Below are 17,411 nucleotides of genomic sequence, written 5' to 3'. Positions count from 1 at the left end.
TCAAGTGCGGTCGCCGGATGAGGTCCGACGGCGCGCGGGCTGATGTGCTAACAGTCGTTCAAGCGGCTCCTTGTGAAACGCCTCTCGCAATGCTATTGGAATATCGTTCCGATAAACCGAATATCGTGGTACCATGCGCCTTGTCAAATCCCTTCTAGACCGTTGTTTCGAGGTCATCACGCTGTTGAGTGAGAACGCCACTGGGCTGTCACTAGGCGAAATTAGTCGCCGGCTGGACGTCCCAAAGAGCGCGGCGCATCGCTTGCTCAACAGTCTGTGTGACTTGGGTTGGGCCGAACAGGATCCCGAGAACGGTTTCTACCGGCTTTCGTTGCGCCTCGCTGTAATGGGCCAGCGCCTGCTGGCCGGGACAAGAATCCCCGATATCTGCCAACCGATTCTTGACCGATTGGCCAGCAATACCAAGGGACTTGGCAGGATTGCGATCCTCGATCCAGATGGTTTGACGTGGATCGCTCATTCGCAAGGAATGCGGTCCGGCCTGATTTACCAGCCGGAACTCGTTGCAAAGGTCCCTTTGCACACGACCGCCAACGGAAAAGCCTGGCTCGCGACGCTAGATCGGGAGGAGGCGTTGGCCAGGGCAGTTGCCAGTGGATTGGGACGGACAGACCTGGGTGGTCCGCGTGTTATCACGTCTAAGCAGACATTTTCTGCAGCTTTGGATGAGACGGAAGAACGGGGATGGGCCACAGCGATCGAGGAAGCTGAACCCGGCGTCGCCGCTGTTGCTGCTGTCATTCGCGTTGGAGGCCAGGTTGTTGGAACGGTGAGCATTGCAGGACCCATCCACCACTTTTCCCCGCCTGTACTCCCGCAGTTAGCGGAACAGGTGAAAGCCACTGCCGAGGAACTTTCGCAGCTTTGGCCGTATCGGATCGCCTCCCCTAGCTCGCAAACCAACGCTTCGAGAAGTTCACAAATCATTGGAAACATTATCTAAATAATTTTTCTCGCCAACGATGCGCCTGACGCGTCGCTGTCCTCTGTTGACACCTACCGTTCTTAATGGAATAACGTTCCGATAGTGATCAGAGAGATCGCCTTGGGATATGTGGCCGCCTCGGTGGCCGGTAGGAGGAAACAGTTGGCTAGGGTCGAGCTCAAGTCCGTTCGCAAAGCATACGGCGCCGTACCGGTGCTTCATGGCGTGTCCGTCGACATCAATGAAGGGGAATTTGTAACCCTGGTCGGGCCCTCGGGTTGCGGAAAGTCAACTCTGCTGAGGATGATCGCGGGCCTGGAAAACATCTCAGGCGGCGAGATCCAGATTGGGGGGCGCACCGTCAACGATGTTCCTCCCAAGGCCAGAGATATCGCGATGGTCTTCCAGAACTATGCCCTTTATCCGCATATGACCGTTGCGGAAAACATGGGCTTCTCCTTGAAGCTCAAAAAGGCGCCCCGAGAGGAGCGGGCGACGCGCGTACAACGAGCAGCAGAAATCCTCAGCCTCACGAAACTCCTTGATCGCTATCCTCGCGAACTCTCGGGCGGCCAGCGTCAGCGTGTTGCGATGGGCCGAGCCATCGTTCGCAATCCACAAGTTTTCCTGTTCGACGAACCGCTCTCTAACCTTGATGCGAAGTTGCGCGTGCAAATGCGCGCTGAGATCAAGGAACTGCATCAGCGGCTGAAAACCACGACCGTCTACGTGACCCATGACCAGGTGGAGGCAATGACTATGGCCGACAAGATCGTCGTCATGCACGACGGCCATGTCGAGCAAGTCGGTGCGCCGCTTGAGCTGTATGATTACCCGGCCAATATATTCGTCGCCGGTTTCATCGGGTCGCCGTCGATGAACTTCCTTAATGGCAAAGTCGAGCAAGGTCGGTTCGTTCTTGAGGACGGCCACACACTTCCCCTACCTGCGAGCCTCGCTGATACATCGGAAAAGGTGATTTACGGGGTTCGTCCTGAGCATCTCACCCTAAGTGACGAGGGAATGCCCCTCACCGTCACGGTCGTCGAACCAACAGGGTCGGAAACGCAGATCATTGCTCGGCATGGTTCGCAGACCATTGTCTGCATCTTCCGAGATCGAGTTCTGCCGAAAGTCGGCGAGACCATCACCGTAGCCCCTGACCTTTCACGCGTTCATCTCTTCAGCGAGAGCACCGGCCGTCGACTGTCCTGAGCACGCGACGACCTCCACTCTGGCTGAGACGCCCACACTGGATTAGTAATCGAATGTCGATACCTCCGCTACAAGTCAGCGCTAACCAAAGCGGGACGACACTTGCAAGCGACGTCGTAGACGCCACTGACGGCGCAAACCGCTTTAGTTGGACACCCTTTCTTTGGTTTACCCCTGCTGTTCTGATCCTGTTTCTTGTGACGCTCTATCCAACGATCTTTGTGATCTGGTTGAGCTTCCAGAAAACGAAATATTACGATCTCGTAGGCTTCGCGGGTCTCGCTAATTACGTCGAAGTTCTGAGCTCGTCCGAGTTCTGGGACATGACGTTCATATCCTTAGCCTACGTCGTCGGATCTCTAGCAGGCGCCATTATTCTTGGAATGGCCTCAGCGCTGGTTTTAAACCGTGCGGGGGTTACGGGTTCTGCGCTGCGCGTTTTCATCCTCTTTCCCTGGACGCTGTCCATGTCGGTCGTCGGCAGCATCTGGCTCTGGCTCCTCAACCCCTCGTTTGGCCCGATACCTTACGTGATCCAGAAGCTGGGTGTTGATCCCGGATTGATGTTGGGGGACCCGGGAATGGCCTTGCCTCTTATCATTATCGTTACAGCCTGGTGGTCGTTCCCATATGTGATGGTGATGGCGACAGCAGCCATGCAGTCCATCCCGAAAGAACTTTACGAAGCCGTAGAGATCGATGGAGGGGGGGCATTCGTGAAGTTCCGTTACGTCACGCTCACTGAAATCCTTCCCACCTTGGGGAGCACAGCGCTGACACTTTCCATCATGTACCTGACCTTGATGACCTTGATCATTGTCATGACTGGCGGCGGGCCGCTGGGATCGACGACCACGCTGAGTTTCGAAGCTTTCCGCGGGACGGTTCAGGCGGTCAACATCGGACCGACCGCCGTCGTCTCGATCGTCGTGCTTCTCATCAATGTCGCGCTTGGCGTTCTCTACAGCCGGCTCACCGGCCGCGTTACGGGATAGGGTTGCAATATGAGTAACGCTCTTTCGAACCGCTCAAGCGGCCAGATCCCAGCGATCTTGGGATCGCTCCTGATCGCCATCATCGTTCTCGGGCCAGTGCTTTGGGCTTTCGCGACCTCCTTCAAGACGGAAGTGGAAGCGGTTGCTGTTCCCCCGACAATCTTGCCAAGTACGGCTACTCTGGAGAACTACATCAAGGTCTTCCAGGACGCGGCGTTCCTGAACGATCTTTGGAACTCTGTTGCGTACTCAGTCGGCGCCGTGATCATCGCTCTTCTCGTCGGAATTCCGGCAGGCTACGCTGCTGCACGCTTTTCCTTCAAAGGCAAGCGCACCTTGATGCTGGTCGTTCTTGCGACCTCGATGGTGCCAGGCGTCGCTTTGCTTGTTCCGACCTATTATCTGCTGGAAGCGGTCGGTTTGCTCAATAGCGGGATCGTGGTGACGATCATCCTTTCCGCGAGGATCATTCCGCAGACCGTTTGGTTCATCGCAAATTTCGTCGAAGCCGTTCCGGTAGAAATCGAGGACTCGGCCATGATCGATGGCGCGTCCCGGTTCCAAATTATCTGGAGCCTGATTTTGCCGTTGATTCGTCCGGGTATAGCAGCCGTCGCGACGATCGGCATTGTGACCACCTGGAACGACTACATTACCGTCGCAGTTTTTGCGCCCGAGGTAGCAAAGCGGACCCTGCAGGTCGCCCTTGTCAATCAGGTTTTCGACGCCATCGGCATCTCTTGGTCCTACATGATGGCCTTTGTCATGATCGCATCGATGCCGGTCATTCTCATGTTCGGCTTCGTTCAAAAGTGGTTCATCTCCGGGCTGACGGCAGGCGCCGTCAAAGGCTGATGACTTACATGCAACGTTCACGCAACTCGTTCAAACTGGGAGGAAGACGCATGCAAATCACATCAAAACGCCAACTCATCAAAGCGGTGGCGGCGCTCGGAGTTAGTACCGCCGCCCTGACTTTCCTTGCTCCGCAAGCCTTTGCCCAGAGCACGGAAATCATCTACCAGACGTTTCTGGATCCAAACAATTCGAAGGACCCACGGTCCGCAGCTCAGACCAAGATGGTCGACGCTTTCCAGGCGAAATACCCTGACATCAAGGTTAAGTTTCTTGTCGATCCAACCGGGCAAACAGCATCGCGTGCGATCAAGTCCGGCAGCCAGACACCAGACGTGATCCGCGTCGTCGGCTTTGCTGTTTCGGAATTTGCGGCCACTGGAAATCTTCTCGAACTCGATGATCTGGTGAAGAAGGACGGCATTCCCGATGAGGATTGGCTCCTGCCGCTGTCGAGCACAAAAGTTGCCGGAAAGCTCTATGCTCTTCCCCAGGATTTTCGCATTCCGATCCTCTTCTATCGCAAAAGCGTTTTGGAGAAGGCCGGAGTGAAACCGCCGACAACTTGGGATGAAGTGTGTGCACTAGGTGCCAAGTTCGGCGAATCCGACACGATCCCGTTCGCAGTTCCGCTCGGCGCTACCGGCGGCCTCGGTGGTGCTCAGAGCCTCGGAGAATTCTTCCTGAGCACAATGCTGCCTGGAAATGGCGGTGAATACTTCACCGCTGATGGCAAGATTGCCTTTTCGAAAGACTCGTTCATCAAAGCGGCGCAAACGATCAAAGACTTCTACACGACGTGCAAGGTAACTCCCCTGCGCAGCGCCCAGATGGGATTCAACGAGTTGCACGACGCGCTCCGGTCTGGCAGTGCGGCGACGGCAGTATTTGGCCTTTATCGCTATAAGACGGTGCAGCAGCAGGGCGGCGGTGATGATCTGGCCTGGGCGCCGGCGCCGGGGTATACGGCAAACGACAAACAGACGGTCTACAGCTACAATATCGCGATCAACAAGAAGACTGCCAATCAGGATGCCGCTTGGACCTTCGTGAAGTTCATGGTGTCTCCAGAAGCGCAAGCCTTCGCAGCCGAGGGTGGTGAAGTGGTGTCGCGCAAGTCGGCATACACTGCTCCATACTTCCAGAGCGATGCGGGTAAGGATCAAAAGCAGTGGGCTGACCTGGTGGCCCAGCGTGGCCAAACCGTTGCCTATACCCCTATCCTCTCCACGTATCACACCATCCTGGGCGAAGCTTTCCAGAGAATGATCCTGAAAGACGGTTCGCCGGCAGATGCTTACGATGAGCTGATCGAGCGGTATGACGCGGCACTCGCGAAGGCGCAGTAAGTCGACTTAACTGCAGAAGAAATGCTGGGTGGGGGGTGAATAGTCCCCCATCCAGCCGCTGCCAAGACATTGCCATCACGCGCGTCGCCAATCGTCGACGCGAAGATTGGTGGTTTCGACGGCCCGTGTTCAGGCTTTCGACAGCTGAAATAGGCCGACGGCCTCGGTGTGCCCAGCGATTGCAGATCGTGGGTGAACACCATCCGCATCGAGCCGCTTTCCAACTTGCAGAGAGGCGCCGGTTATGAGGTATCGTTACCTTGGGAGGACGGGAGTTCAGGTCAGCGAATACATGCTGGGGACCATGAGCTACGGATCAGATGGGAATACTGACGAAAAAGAGTGCATAGACATCGTGCACCATGCCTTGGACCGCGGCATCAACTTCATCGATACGGCGGACACTTATTCCCACGGAGAGGCCGAAGAGATCGTCGGCAAAGCAATTGCAGGTCGTCGAGACAACGTGGTGCTCGCAACCAAGTTTCGTCTGGCGGCCGGTGAAGGACGCAACGAACAGGGCGGATCACGCTACTGGATTATGAAGCAGGTCGAAAACAGCCTGCGCCGGCTGAATACTGATCATATTGATCTTTACCAAATGCATCGGCCCGACCTTCAAACTGATCTCGATGAGACACTGGGCGCTCTTAGCGACCTGGTAACCCAAGGCAAAGTTCGTTACATCGGCTCCTCGACACTGCCGAGCTGGTACCTTGCGGAGACACAATCGGTTAGCCGATTGAACAAGACGGCACGGTTCATCAATGAGAGTTCGCCCTACTCGATCTTTCAACGCGCCGCAGAGAGAGAAACCCTTCCCGCAGTTCAACACTATCGTATGGGATTTACCGCCTGGAGTCCCCTGAACGGCGGCTGGTTAACCGGCAAATACAAAGCCGATGGCTCCACGCCGTCTGGTTCCCGGGCCGAGCGCGTCAAAGGGCAGTGGGGAGAACACTATCCTATCCTGCAAACCCGCTTCGACATGCAGCGCGAGGGCAACAAGCGCAAACTGGAACTGCTTCCAGAACTTGAACGCGTCGCAACTGAGGCTGGCTTGTCCCTCATGCACATGGCTCAGGCGTTTCCGCTCGCGCATGCAGCGGTAACCTCCGTGATCCTCGGGCCACGCACACTCGAGCAGTTCAAGGGCATGGAGGCCGGGTTCGAAGCAGTTCTTAAAGCGCCGACACTCGACCAGATTGACGAACTTGTTCCGCCGGGAGCGCTGATCGAAGAAGCTGACCGTGGCTATGTTTCTCCATGGCTCGCGCCGGAAGTTCGTCGCTACGTGGGGAAGGTCGGCTAGCAACAGCCAATCAAGACGGAGCTTGGTTGTCAGGTCAGAAGTCCGTCGGTTCCCAACAAATAACACGATCCTGATACTGCGGCTGCGGCCCAGCCGCGCAGGAACATTGGTAGTCAAACATTACGAGGGGGCCGATGACAAACATTGTCTTCAACCACGCCACAGTGCGCGAGAGAGCAGATATGTTGACCTTTCTTCGACTCTGCTCGGAGCGAGGGCTTCAGACCGTTTCCATTTGGGGAGACGAAATTGCCAAGGTCGGCGAGACAGACGCTCTCTCTGCTTTACATGATTTCGGGATGACGGTCTCAGGATATAATCGCGTTGGGCCGTTAGCAGCGGATTGCCTTGACCGGGCTGAGGCGGAGCTTGAGCGAGCAGCCAGATTTGAGGCTGATCATGTTTTCCTGTTTACGGGAGGCTTGCGAGACAATGAAAAGGATTTGAATTCGGCAAGACGACGGATCGAGGATCTGGTTGGCAAAGTCCTCGAGCGCGCATGCAAGATTGGAGTGAAGCTCGCCATTGAGCCACTTCATCCTATGCTCACGGGCGACCGCACCGTCATCTCCAGCCTCTCCCATGCAAATTCTTTGTGCGAAGCATTGGGACCGGGCATCGGAGTGGTTGTCGATGTCTATCATTGCTGGTGGGACGAGCGACTGGGAGCCGAAATCGAGCGTTCGGGCAAGGCAGGCCGGCTCTTTGGATTTCATGTCAACGACTGGCTGATCCCTACGCGGCATCTCCTGACCGATCGAGGCATGATGGGAGATGGGATTATTGACCTGCGCGGCATCCACACGATGATGCGAGATGCCGGCTACAATGGCGCGGTGGAGGTGGAAATCTTCTCCGCCGACTGGTGGTCTCGCGACCCGGCGGAGGTGATGGACATTGCGATCGGTCGCTGCCGCAGCCTGTTCAACAAGGAATAAAACCATGCGGGCGAATATTCCCAACCTTGATGGCAACTCGCGTATCTATGCTGTGTTTGGAGATCCAATCCACCAGGTACAGACGCCGCGCCTGATTAACCCGATCTTTGCCGCCGCCGAAGTTAACATCTACGCAGTGCCATTCCTGATAACCGCCGAACACTTCGCGGCGGCATGGGATATCTTCTCCGCCATTCCCAACCTCTGCGGTATCAGCACCACGATCCCTCACAAGGTCGCGGCTGCCAAGAGGTGTTCAACCCTCACGCCGACGGCAAAGGCAGTCGGTGCCGTCAACTGCGTCCAGCGTGGAGCGGACGGCCAGATGAATGGCGCACTCTTTGATGGGGTGGGCTTCGTTGAAGGACTTGGCGAGGCGAAAACGCGGCTGCGCGGCGCCCGTGTGCTGATTGTCGGAGCGGGCGGAGCAGGCCGTGCGATCGCCTTTGCTTTGGCTGAAGAAGGCGTGGGGAAGATCGATCTTATGGATCTTTCGGCCGAGTCCGTCGCTTTTACCGCGAATATGGTCAACACCTTTCGTGGCGAAGAATGCGCAGTTCCGGTCGATGGATCGACAGGGTGGGACTACGATATCGTCATCAATGCCTCTCCGATCGGCGTCAAGGGAGACAGCGTCTTTCCTATGCCAGCTGCCGCGATACGGCCTGAAATGCTCATCGCTGATATCGCCAGCTTGAGCGGCGAGACTGCCCTATTGCGCGCCGCCAAGGCAGCCGGTGCAACGGTATCTGACGGCAATGACATGCTGCGCGCGCAGATCCGCCTGATGGCAGGTTTTGCGGCAGGTTTGCCGGCAGGAACTGCACTTTAACCAAAGAAAATAGCGAGAGATTACGTTATGAAGATCAAAGGCCAAGGGATCGTTCCCGTTATGATAACCCCTTTCACTCCGGATAATCGGATCGATTGGGAGGGTCTCGAGCGACTTGTGGAGTGGTATATCGCCAATGGCGCAGATACGCTCTTCGCAGTCTGCCAGTCCAGCGAAATGCAGAAGTTGTCCTTGGAAGAGCGAGTTGAGCTTTCCAAAAAGGTAGTCGCGCTGGCAGCCGGGCGTGTGCCCGTAATCTCTTCGGGACACATCAGCGAGAGCCGTGATGACCAGCGTGCCGAACTGGTGGCGATGGCTGAGACGGGCATCGATGCCCTTGTCCTGGTCAGCAACAGGCTCGACACCGGGAACGCAGGAACCGAGGCATTTCGTTCCAGCCTCGATGCCATCTTGAGTTGGCTCCCGAGCGACTTGGCCCTCGGCTTGTACGAATGCCCGGCTCCCTATCGCCGTCTCTTGAGCGACGACGAGTTCAAGCTTTGCCGCGACACCGGCCGCTTCGTAACACTGAAGGATGTCTCCTGCGATCTTGAAACGGTCAAGCGACGCGTCGCACTCTCCGGCGATTCTGGCTTTGCGGTCGTCAATGCCAATGCGGCCATCGCCGCAGCCGCTATGCGGGCAGGTTCGAAGGGCTTCTCTGGCGTCTTCACCAATATCCACCCAGACCTATACGTCTGGCTTTACAAGCATGCTTCCAACGACAGTGATCTCCGTCGCGAACTTGAAATTTTCCTGGCGCTTGCGGCGATGGCTGAGCCGATGGGCTATCCCGGGCTCGCCAAGGTCTGGCATAAGCGCCTCGGCACCTTCGAGAGCGTGTATTCTCGAGTCACCGATTATGACATTGCCGAGCGTCACTGGGCAATCATGGATCTCCTGGATCATATTCAACAGGGAACGGCCAGGTTTCGCGAGCGGATCAGCCAAGCGTCGTAACGAATACAGTCACCATCAACGTTGTTGCGTTTAAGGGCATGGAAATGGGGACCCACGCCCTCAACAAGTGTGACCATTCGCCGAGCAACTTCCCCTTTAAGCGCGGCAAGGTCGAGCGATTCAAACTGTTATCGTTCGAGCAAGGCCGTCCAACTGACCTTCCAGAGAAAACCCATATGCACGCTCCAGATATTATTGCTTTGGCTCATCAACTCCGCAGTCTTCGTCTCGAAGATCGTCAGGTTCTGACAAATCAGCTGACCTCGCTGCCTTCAGCGATTGAGGACGCAGTGGAGGTACAGAGACAGTTATCGAAACTTGAAGGAGCGGACGTCTCCGCGTGGAAGGTGGCCAAATCGCCCGACGGTCGTCCGATCGTCGCTCCGCTGCATCCTTACCTAGATGAACCATCCGATGCGGCAGTCCCTTGGCGCAAAGGTATGAAAATCGAGGTCGAAATTGCGGTAAGGCTCGGCAAGGATATTCCTGTTCGAACGGATAGAGCCTACGAGCGGAGCGATATCGAGGCCGCAGTTTCCCACGTGTATCTTGGCGCAGAACTGGTTTGGAGCGGCATTGCGGAAGGCGGCAACGTCTCCTTCCCGGCTTTTCTGGCCGACCGGCTTGGAAATGCTGGCTATGTAAGAGGGCCGGCCCTACCCTTAGCAGTCCTTCAGCCCGGGTCGAATATTCCCCTCAAGCTATGGCTCAACAAGCAGGTCGCTTTCGACAATGCCGCTCAGCATCCCACGAGAGACGTTCTGACTTGGCTCTGCGAGTACGCGAATGACCGATCCAGGCCCGCCTCGTCGCTCAGAGCGGGCGCAATCATCACAACGGGAAGCCTTTGTGGTGCTGTTGACGTTCACGATCGTTGCCAGGTTTCCATTCAACTGGGCGAGTATGCTTCGCTGAATTTTGCCCTGTCTTAAGGCCTGCTCAAAAAAGCAAACGGACCGGATTGACCATGTGTCATCTGAAATAGCCAAACCAAGCTGCTTGTATCAGGACCAGACATCGATAGAACTCCGTTGCGTTTAACGGGCCTATAGGTATATGTTGTAAACCTAGCGCCAATCAGGCACCTCAAGTCGCCTAGGTATAGCGAAGGAAACCGACATGCTTGAACTGGAACCGCTCTGCTTTTCTTCTGAATGCCCGAGCCGGGCCTTGTTCGATCAGATTGCTGATAAGTGGTCGATGATGGTGATTGCGGTTCTCGATGAGGGACCGCAGCGCTTCAACGCCATTCGCCGTCGGCTGCAAGGCGTCACGCAAAAGGCCCTCACTCAGTGCCTCCGTCGCCTTGAACGCAACGGCCTGATAGCGAGAGAGGTGATCTCACTCTCGCCGGTCGCGGTGCAATATCAGCTGACGCCACTCGGCAAGACGTTACGGGAGCCACTCCAGGAACTGCACAAATGGACACTGGTTAAACTGCCGGAGGTCACCGCAGCAAGAGAGGCGTTCGACAGCAAAGATGGCGGGGAGAAGGGCGCGGACAGATCGCTAATCCAGTTACGCCTGTGACGCGACGAGAGCGACTGCAGGAGGTCCGATACGGCTCGCGGCGGTTCGGGAAAAGAGAACTCGGACCAGGTATACTGTGTCCTACCACGGCTACTTTAAGTGCCTGATTGACGCCAGATGTACGAAATATACTTATGTCTCCGTCAACAATGATGGAGCATATTCATGCGCAACAATCTTCAATTCTATATCGACGGAACCTGGGTGCAGCCCAGGGGCACAGACGTAATCGATGTTATCAACCCCGCGGACGAAACCGTTATTGGTCAAGTCGTGCTGGGCGATGCGAGTGACGTGGACGACGCTGTTTCAGCCGCGCGAAAGGCGTTTGAAACATATTCCCTCACCTCGATTGAGGAGCGAATTTCGCTCTTCGACCGAGTTATTGCTGCTTACGAGAAACGAATTGGCGACTTGGCGTCGGCGGTGACGGATGAAATGGGTGCGCCGCAATGGCTGGCTGAACAATTGCAGGCACCCGTGGGCGTTGCCCATTTCAAGATTGCACGAGCAGCGCTTGAGACCTACCGTTTTGATGAGCCTCTTGGCACAAGCGAAGTCGTGCGCGAGCCCATTGGCGTTTGTGCTCTGATCACGCCCTGGAATTGGCCGCTGATGCTGATGGCCGCAAAGGTGGCACCTGCGCTTGCTGCGGGTTGCACCGTTGTATTGAAACCGTCTGAAGTCGCCCCGTTTTCCGGTACGATCCTTGCTGAGATCCTGCATGAAGCCGGAGTTCCCAAAGGCGTGTTCAATCTCGTTCATGGTAACGGACGCGTTGTTGGCAATGCATTGACGAGCCATCCCGATGTGGACCTTGTCTCCTTCACTGGCTCAACCGCGGCTGGGATAGAAGTGGCTCGCACCGGTGCGCTTACCGTCAAGAGGGTGCACCAGGAGCTTGGGGGGAAGTCTCCCAACATCGTTCTGCGTAGCGCTGACCTCAAATCAGCTGTCGAAGGCGGCGTAGCGCAGATGATGCTGAACAGCGGACAGTCCTGCAGCGCACCGTCTCGGATGCTGGTCCATGTCGATCAGGTTGGCGAAGCAATCAGCTATGCTAAGGCGGCCGCTGAAACTTGGTCTGTCGGCCATCCTTCTTCCAATGCAAAGATGGGGCCGGTGGCCTCGGAAGCGCAATGGAACAAGATCCAGCGTCTCATCCAGTCGGGTCTCGACGAAGGCGCCACGCTTGTGACCGGAGGGCTCGGCCGTGCAGACGGGCTCGACGCTGGCTACTACGTTCGGCCTACGGTTTTCGCTGAGGTGCGCAACGACATGACGATCGCGCGTGAAGAGATCTTCGGACCAGTTCTGGTCATCATCGCCTATACCGACGAAGAGGAAGCGGTGAGGATCGCCAACGACACGACCTACGGCCTTGCTGCGTATGTTCAGGGTGAGCGGGTTGCGGCCGAAGGTATCGCGCGTCGCCTGCGTGCCGGCCAAGTGTACTTGAATAATGTTAATCTTGATCTGGCTGCGCCCTTCGGGGGCTACAAGCAGTCCGGCAACGGACGTGAATGGGGTCCGATGGCGATCGCTGAATTCCTTGAGACCAAGGCCATCATCGGTTTCCGTGAGGCAGCTTGACAGCTGAAGGAGTTTGATAATGGATGCCCGGAACTCAATTGATCCTGCTCTTTCTTCCCACCGCCGGCGGAGGAACCGTGATCTGTCAGTACTTTTCGAAAGCGGCGATGCGTTCTTGCAGCGCCATCTGTTCTCGATCTTTCGCCCCGGCACGGAAGAGAATAGAAGGGGCGCTGGCGGATAGAGCGTTCTGCCGATTTCAGATCAGTATGAAGTAAAAACTCACCTGACGGACAATACTCGCCCGGTCGGATGGACCTACCCGCAAAGACCGATTGGCAGGATCTCGAAAGCATTCGTCCGGATTGAGCAATGACGTCGCCTGCGGATCTGATAGTTTGCGAAGCAAACGGTGTCTTCGACAGCATCCGTTTTCATCTTCCGAAGTCTTCAGCCCCCAGGAGACTTCACGAATGGCATCCGGAGGTGTCCCTTACATTCCGGATGCCGCCCATACCCTTGAATAGAAATGCTTACGCGCCATCAGGTGGCGCCCCATTTACGACTCCGCGACAGCAGTTTTTCGGCGGTCTCCAAGGCCTCCTCACGGGAGGAGGCAAGCATCAACGGATAACCCCAGAATTTCGCGAAGACCATGCCAAAGGCCTTGAAGGCAACCCTCTTCGCGGCGCTCGGCTCAATTACGATCATTGCCAGGACCAACTTGCGCAGTTCGGCTTTGTGCTTTTTCATCCAGAGGGACGTGTATTTCTTTTCCTCCTGGCTATGTTCACGATCTTCGGCCGGAGCGGAATTGGCCAACAGGACGAAAACTTCGCCGCGTTTCAAGTTCGCTTCGAATTCCTCGAATCCCTGTCTGAAATTCTTTTCTGAATCATCCGGGAGGCTCATCCAGACGAAAGGAAAATTAGAGCTGTCCATCGACATGTGCCGTCATCCTTACCAGCAAAACGGATAAAAATATCATCCAGCGTATCTCTGCCGGTGCCCGAGGTCATTGCGAGATGCTGCCGTTTCATAAAGCGATCCCGCCAAGACCGGCGGTAAGCGAGCATGCCTTGCCACTTGTCGTTGATATCAAGGCATCCATCGTCGAATATAAGAGCAACAAAAATCGCAAGCAGATCAAAGGCCGTGCGTGCCTGACGGAGAGTGGAGTCCGAACGAGGAGGACTCACCGTCATACTCGTCGCGCCTCATACAGTTCGGCAGGCTATTCCGGCTCGGTCTTCTATCCGACGTGCTCGGTTTTCTCCGCAACTAGGGCCCGTTTGTCACCCTCGGCTGGATGGGAGCGATATCAACAGACGGTGTAGCCCGCGTTTGCGGGACCACCTGGATTTGCGACCGACGCCCGATGCCGACGCGACGCCTCGATCTGCGTGAACGACAATGCGATGATCGCGCTTGGTCGTCCTAGAAAGCCTGGGTTGCGGCGAGCAGATAAATTTGATTTTCTAACGAACAGACGATTTGGCACAGCCCGTCGGCGAACGGCACATCCGATACGGCGCAACCGAGGTTCCTCGCGACAACACCTGCGCAACAAAACACAAGATAGCCCATGCTAGCGACAACGCCCCAGAAGGGAGTTCTCGATTGAGGAGGCTGCGGCAGGTAGCATAGTGAAGACAACAAGGTCCGGACCTCTTCATTGGGTACGTATCGGCGGAATGAAGCCAGATGGAGCGGAAACGTTGGCGTGTCGAAGCTCAATGCTGCCTCGCGCACGGTTTTTACGAGCATCCTCAATGCGCGGCCAAGGTAGATTGGCACTCCGGCTAGGTCATGCCGAGCGTCGGCCAAATGCTTTCTCGATGCAGCCAAAGAGGCAGGTCGGGCAGACCGCCGTGTCAGAATGGTTTTCCAATATTGCGCTCGTGAAGATATTTTCCTGGCGGCTTGCCAAGGATCTTGCGGAACATGGTGACGAAGCCACTGGAGCTTTCATAGCCGAGATCGAAGGCGACGTTCTGGACCGTGTCCCCGGCGCTGAGCCGCTTCAGGGCAATCAGAATATGAAGCTGCCTCCGCCAGCGACCGAAGCTCATTCCAGTCTCCGCCAGCAGTAACCGGCTGAGAGTTCGTTCGCTCAACCCCACTCGCGACGCCCATTCTCCCAGAGTGGCCTTATCGGATGGAGCGTTCATCATCATGGACGCAAGCGAACGCAGCTTTGGGGAAACCGGCATGGGAAAGAAGAGGCTCTCTCCCGACACAGCTGACAGTTCATCCACCAGAACCTGAACTACTCGGTCCTCCGGTCCCCCCAATGGGTAGTCTTCGGGAAAGGTCGCCGTCCGCAGGATCAGCTCTTTCATTAGGGGCGTTACATGAATCGTTGCACAGGCTCGAAACATCGACGGCACTCGATCCGGTTCTATGAACACCGTATAACATTCAAGGTCGCCTGCTATGTGCGGAGCGTGCATGGTGCCCCCCGGAATCCAGAAGGCGCATTGCGGCGGAATCATCCACAGGCCTCCCTCGGCCTCACAAGTTACCAGTCCTTTCACCGTGAAGATCAGTGAACCTTTTCGGTGGCAGTGCAGCTCCTTCCTCCATCCGTCAGTGACCGTGACCATGCCGAGAGTGACGAGCGACCGTCTCAGCATATCCGGATCCACATGGCTTATGGGAAAATCGAAAATGGACATCTGTTATCCCAATGCTGCTCGTCCTTACGGCGAGTGAACTCCATGAAGCGATACGGCCTGATGAAAAGCACTTAGAAGCTCTTGCTCATCCCGATCCCGAGAATTCTACCGCGCCCGACCCCGACATATCGGTCGCCGGCGGTAAAGCCCGCCGACGCAAATGTCTCGTAACGCTCATCAAACAGGTTGCGGCCGAAACCGTAGATTTCGAAATCGCCACCGGTATTCTTCCAGCCTAACCGCGCATTCACAAGACTATAGGAAGAAAGGTCAAAGGTGTCGGCCACATCCGCCGCGCGTTTGCCGTTAAATTGGTATTGGACTGCGGCTGTCACTTCACCATCCAGATTGAAGACGGAAACCGGCGTCGAGTATTCCAGACCCGCAGTCACGCTCCATTCCGGTATATTGGGCACCTGGTTGCCTTCCATGCCGGCATTGGCACCGCTCCTTCCCAGTTTCGAATGGGTGTAGCCGACGCCACCAGTGACCACCCAGTCGTCGGCAACTTCCGCTCGCGCCTGAAGCTCGAAGCCAGACGTCTCGTAATCCTGATAGGTCGCCGCCAGCGCCATGGCGGCCGGGTCCACATAGAAGACCGTTCCGTTCTTGATATCGTTGTAGAAGACGCTTCCATCAAGCTGAAGGCGATCATTGAACAAAGAAACCTTGGTCCCGACTTCGTAAGTCCAACCCTTGGCAGCGGGATACGGATCATCGAGGACGCCGGTGGTCGGATAGCCGAACAGCGGATAGATGGGTGTCGATTGCCCGCGGGAGATGGAGGCGTAGGTCTGGGCATTCTCATTCCATTTGTAGGCGATCGAGGTGCGGCCGGTTAGGTATGTGTCATCGACTGCCCCCTCGCCGCTCAGGTTTGGATCACCGGAGTTAGTTCCCTTGCGCATCTTTATGTCATCATGGCTCAACCGTCCGCCGACCGACAAATCCCAGGCCTCTCCAAGGGGCACGGAAACATCGCCGAACAGGCCGAGATTTATAGCGCGCAGATCGGCCGTCATCTTGATGGTATTGGAAGGAGCACAATTCGTGGCGAAGCAATCACGGTGGAGGTCAGAATAAGCCACACTGACACCAACTACCCAGCGTATCGGATCAACCCGTAGAGAGTTCAACCGGAATTCCTGGCTGTATATCTTCTCCCGGTCGACAAGGTGCGCTGGATCGCTTGGAAACCACGAAGGGGAAATCAGCGTGTCGGTGTTGTCGAGATAGCCGTCGATCTTGTTGTGCTGGACAGACGTCACCGAGTTCAGGTCGAATGCGTTGAAATTATGGGTGATCGTAACGACGCCATCGCCGTGGCTAGTGATGTTTTCGGGTTCCGTGAGGGACCCACTGATCGGAAAGCCGGATGTGTTGCCAAGGACGTAGAACGGTGCCGTATTCTTGTCACGGAAATAGCTGCCGCTGACCGTTATGGTGGTGTCGTCCAGGCCAATGAAACGCAGCCCACCCCGCACGGCGCCGATCATGCGCGCGTTGAGGTCGTCGGTGTGAAGGCTGTCGATATCGCCATCCATATGCGTGAACCGGACCGCAAGGCGACCATCCACACTGTCGGGGACAATATTTCCACCAAGGATAAATTCTCCCATACGGTAGCCGGTTTCGCCGATTTCGGTTGTGACCTTGACCTCACGTTCGCCATCGGGCTGGTTGGTGACGACGTTGATCGCTCCACCCAAGGAGTTCGCGCCCCAGAGAGTTCCCTGCGGACCACGCAGGATCTCCACATGATCAACGTCCAACAGCGGGCTGGATGCCGTGATCATACTGTTGGGAACACCATCGACATTGAAGCTGACGGTACCGTCCGAATAATTGAGCGGAGCGCCCAGCGAACTCACACCCCGAATTGAGAAGAACTGTCGGCCAACCGTCTGGCTTTGCCATTGCACATTTGGAGCAGTCGCTATTGCCGTTCCCGGATCGGCTGGGCTGGTTTCAAGCCTGTCGGGTTCAATCACCGATGCACTCAGCGGTACATCCTTGAGATCTTCAGTCGTCTTGCGGCCGGTGATGGTGATGGTCTTTAGAACTGTCGATTCCTCGATATTCCCGGGAACGCTTCCGGCTTCCTGTCCAAGCGCGCCGCCGACCGACAGCAGCAAGGCGATCCAGCACGTCGATACGAGCAATCCCGATTTTGGGAAAGTGCGCTTCTTCGGTAAGCGGTGTTTTGCACCCACCTTCCGGATCACGGCGTGATTGACGATGTTGAGCCCGAATGAGGGCTTGGACATA

At 56.3% G+C, this 17,411-nt stretch carries 15 protein-coding genes; 12 read left to right on the top strand and 3 right to left on the bottom strand.

The genetic code is table 11. The features are described 5' to 3' along the window. The first annotated feature begins 133 nt into the window (after nt 1-133). The 12 genes from ACMGE0_RS31990 (at nt 134) to ACMGE0_RS31935 (ending at nt 12,525) form a co-directional block, all read left to right on the top strand. The gene (locus tag ACMGE0_RS31990) at nt 134-964 is read left to right on the top strand and encodes an IclR family transcriptional regulator (RefSeq protein ID WP_436819907.1); all 831 of its coding nucleotides are present in this window, start codon (nt 134-136) and stop codon (nt 962-964) included. Nucleotides 965-1,108: 144 nt separating this feature from the next. Beyond that, a complete protein-coding gene (locus ACMGE0_RS31985) occupies nt 1,109-2,161 on the top strand; it encodes an ABC transporter ATP-binding protein (RefSeq protein WP_436819906.1) in 1,053 nt (350 codons plus the stop codon). A gap of 53 nt (nt 2,162-2,214) precedes the next feature. Next, nucleotides 2,215-3,156, top strand: a complete 942-nt coding sequence (locus ACMGE0_RS31980; RefSeq protein ID WP_436819905.1) for a carbohydrate ABC transporter permease — start codon at nt 2,215-2,217, stop codon at nt 3,154-3,156. Nucleotides 3,157-3,165: 9 nt separating this feature from the next. Continuing rightward, nucleotides 3,166-4,011 carry a carbohydrate ABC transporter permease gene (locus ACMGE0_RS31975; RefSeq protein WP_436819904.1) on the top strand — a complete coding sequence of 282 codons (846 nt, stop codon included), beginning with the start codon at nt 3,166-3,168 and terminating at the stop codon, nt 4,009-4,011. 50 nt (nt 4,012-4,061) lie between these two features. Next, nucleotides 4,062-5,360 (top strand): ABC transporter substrate-binding protein, encoded by a 1,299-nt coding sequence (locus ACMGE0_RS31970; RefSeq protein WP_436819903.1) that lies wholly within the window; start codon nt 4,062-4,064, stop codon nt 5,358-5,360. A 304-nt stretch (nt 5,361-5,664) separates the two neighbouring features. Next, the gene (locus ACMGE0_RS31965) at nt 5,665-6,672 is read left to right on the top strand and encodes an aldo/keto reductase (RefSeq protein ID WP_436819902.1); all 1,008 of its coding nucleotides are present in this window, start codon (nt 5,665-5,667) and stop codon (nt 6,670-6,672) included. Nucleotides 6,673-6,806: 134 nt separating this feature from the next. Beyond that, on the top strand, nt 6,807-7,610 hold the full coding sequence (locus tag ACMGE0_RS31960; RefSeq protein WP_436819901.1) for a sugar phosphate isomerase/epimerase family protein: 804 nt from the start codon (nt 6,807-6,809) through the stop codon (nt 7,608-7,610). Between the two features lie 4 nt (nt 7,611-7,614). After that, nucleotides 7,615-8,442 carry a shikimate dehydrogenase family protein gene (locus tag ACMGE0_RS31955; RefSeq protein WP_436819900.1) on the top strand — a complete coding sequence of 276 codons (828 nt, stop codon included), beginning with the start codon at nt 7,615-7,617 and terminating at the stop codon, nt 8,440-8,442. Between the two features lie 27 nt (nt 8,443-8,469). Further along, entirely contained in the window at nt 8,470-9,402 is a 933-nt protein-coding gene (locus ACMGE0_RS31950; protein WP_436819899.1) for a dihydrodipicolinate synthase family protein, read from the top strand. Nucleotides 9,403-9,446: 44 nt separating this feature from the next. Next, nucleotides 9,447-10,334 carry a fumarylacetoacetate hydrolase family protein gene (locus tag ACMGE0_RS31945; RefSeq protein WP_436819898.1) on the top strand — a complete coding sequence of 296 codons (888 nt, stop codon included), beginning with the start codon at nt 9,447-9,449 and terminating at the stop codon, nt 10,332-10,334. A gap of 187 nt (nt 10,335-10,521) precedes the next feature. Beyond that, nucleotides 10,522-10,932, top strand: coding sequence for a winged helix-turn-helix transcriptional regulator (locus ACMGE0_RS31940; RefSeq protein WP_436819897.1), 411 nt, complete (start codon nt 10,522-10,524; stop codon nt 10,930-10,932). A 165-nt stretch (nt 10,933-11,097) separates the two neighbouring features. Further along, on the top strand, nt 11,098-12,525 hold the full coding sequence (locus ACMGE0_RS31935) for an aldehyde dehydrogenase family protein (protein ID WP_436819896.1): 1,428 nt from the start codon (nt 11,098-11,100) through the stop codon (nt 12,523-12,525). 483 nt (nt 12,526-13,008) lie between these two features. On the opposite strand, the gene ACMGE0_RS31930 is transcribed toward ACMGE0_RS31935, so the two are convergent. The 3 genes from ACMGE0_RS31930 to ACMGE0_RS31920 all read right to left on the bottom strand — a co-directional run. Continuing rightward, on the bottom strand, nt 13,009-13,413 hold the full coding sequence (locus ACMGE0_RS31930; protein WP_436819895.1) for a hypothetical protein: 405 nt from the start codon (nt 13,411-13,413) through the stop codon (nt 13,009-13,011). A gap of 926 nt (nt 13,414-14,339) precedes the next feature. Then, a complete protein-coding gene (locus ACMGE0_RS31925) occupies nt 14,340-15,143 on the bottom strand; it encodes an AraC family transcriptional regulator (protein ID WP_436819894.1) in 804 nt (267 codons plus the stop codon). A 71-nt stretch (nt 15,144-15,214) separates the two neighbouring features. Then, nucleotides 15,215-17,411 (bottom strand): TonB-dependent receptor (locus ACMGE0_RS31920; protein ID WP_436819893.1); only part of this gene is annotated, 2,197 nt, incomplete at its 5' end.

It is taken from the genome of Neorhizobium descurainiae (assembly GCF_051400715.1).
GTDB lineage: Bacteria > Pseudomonadota > Alphaproteobacteria > Rhizobiales > Rhizobiaceae > Neorhizobium.
This window is presented reverse-complemented; position numbering and strand designations above follow the sequence as displayed.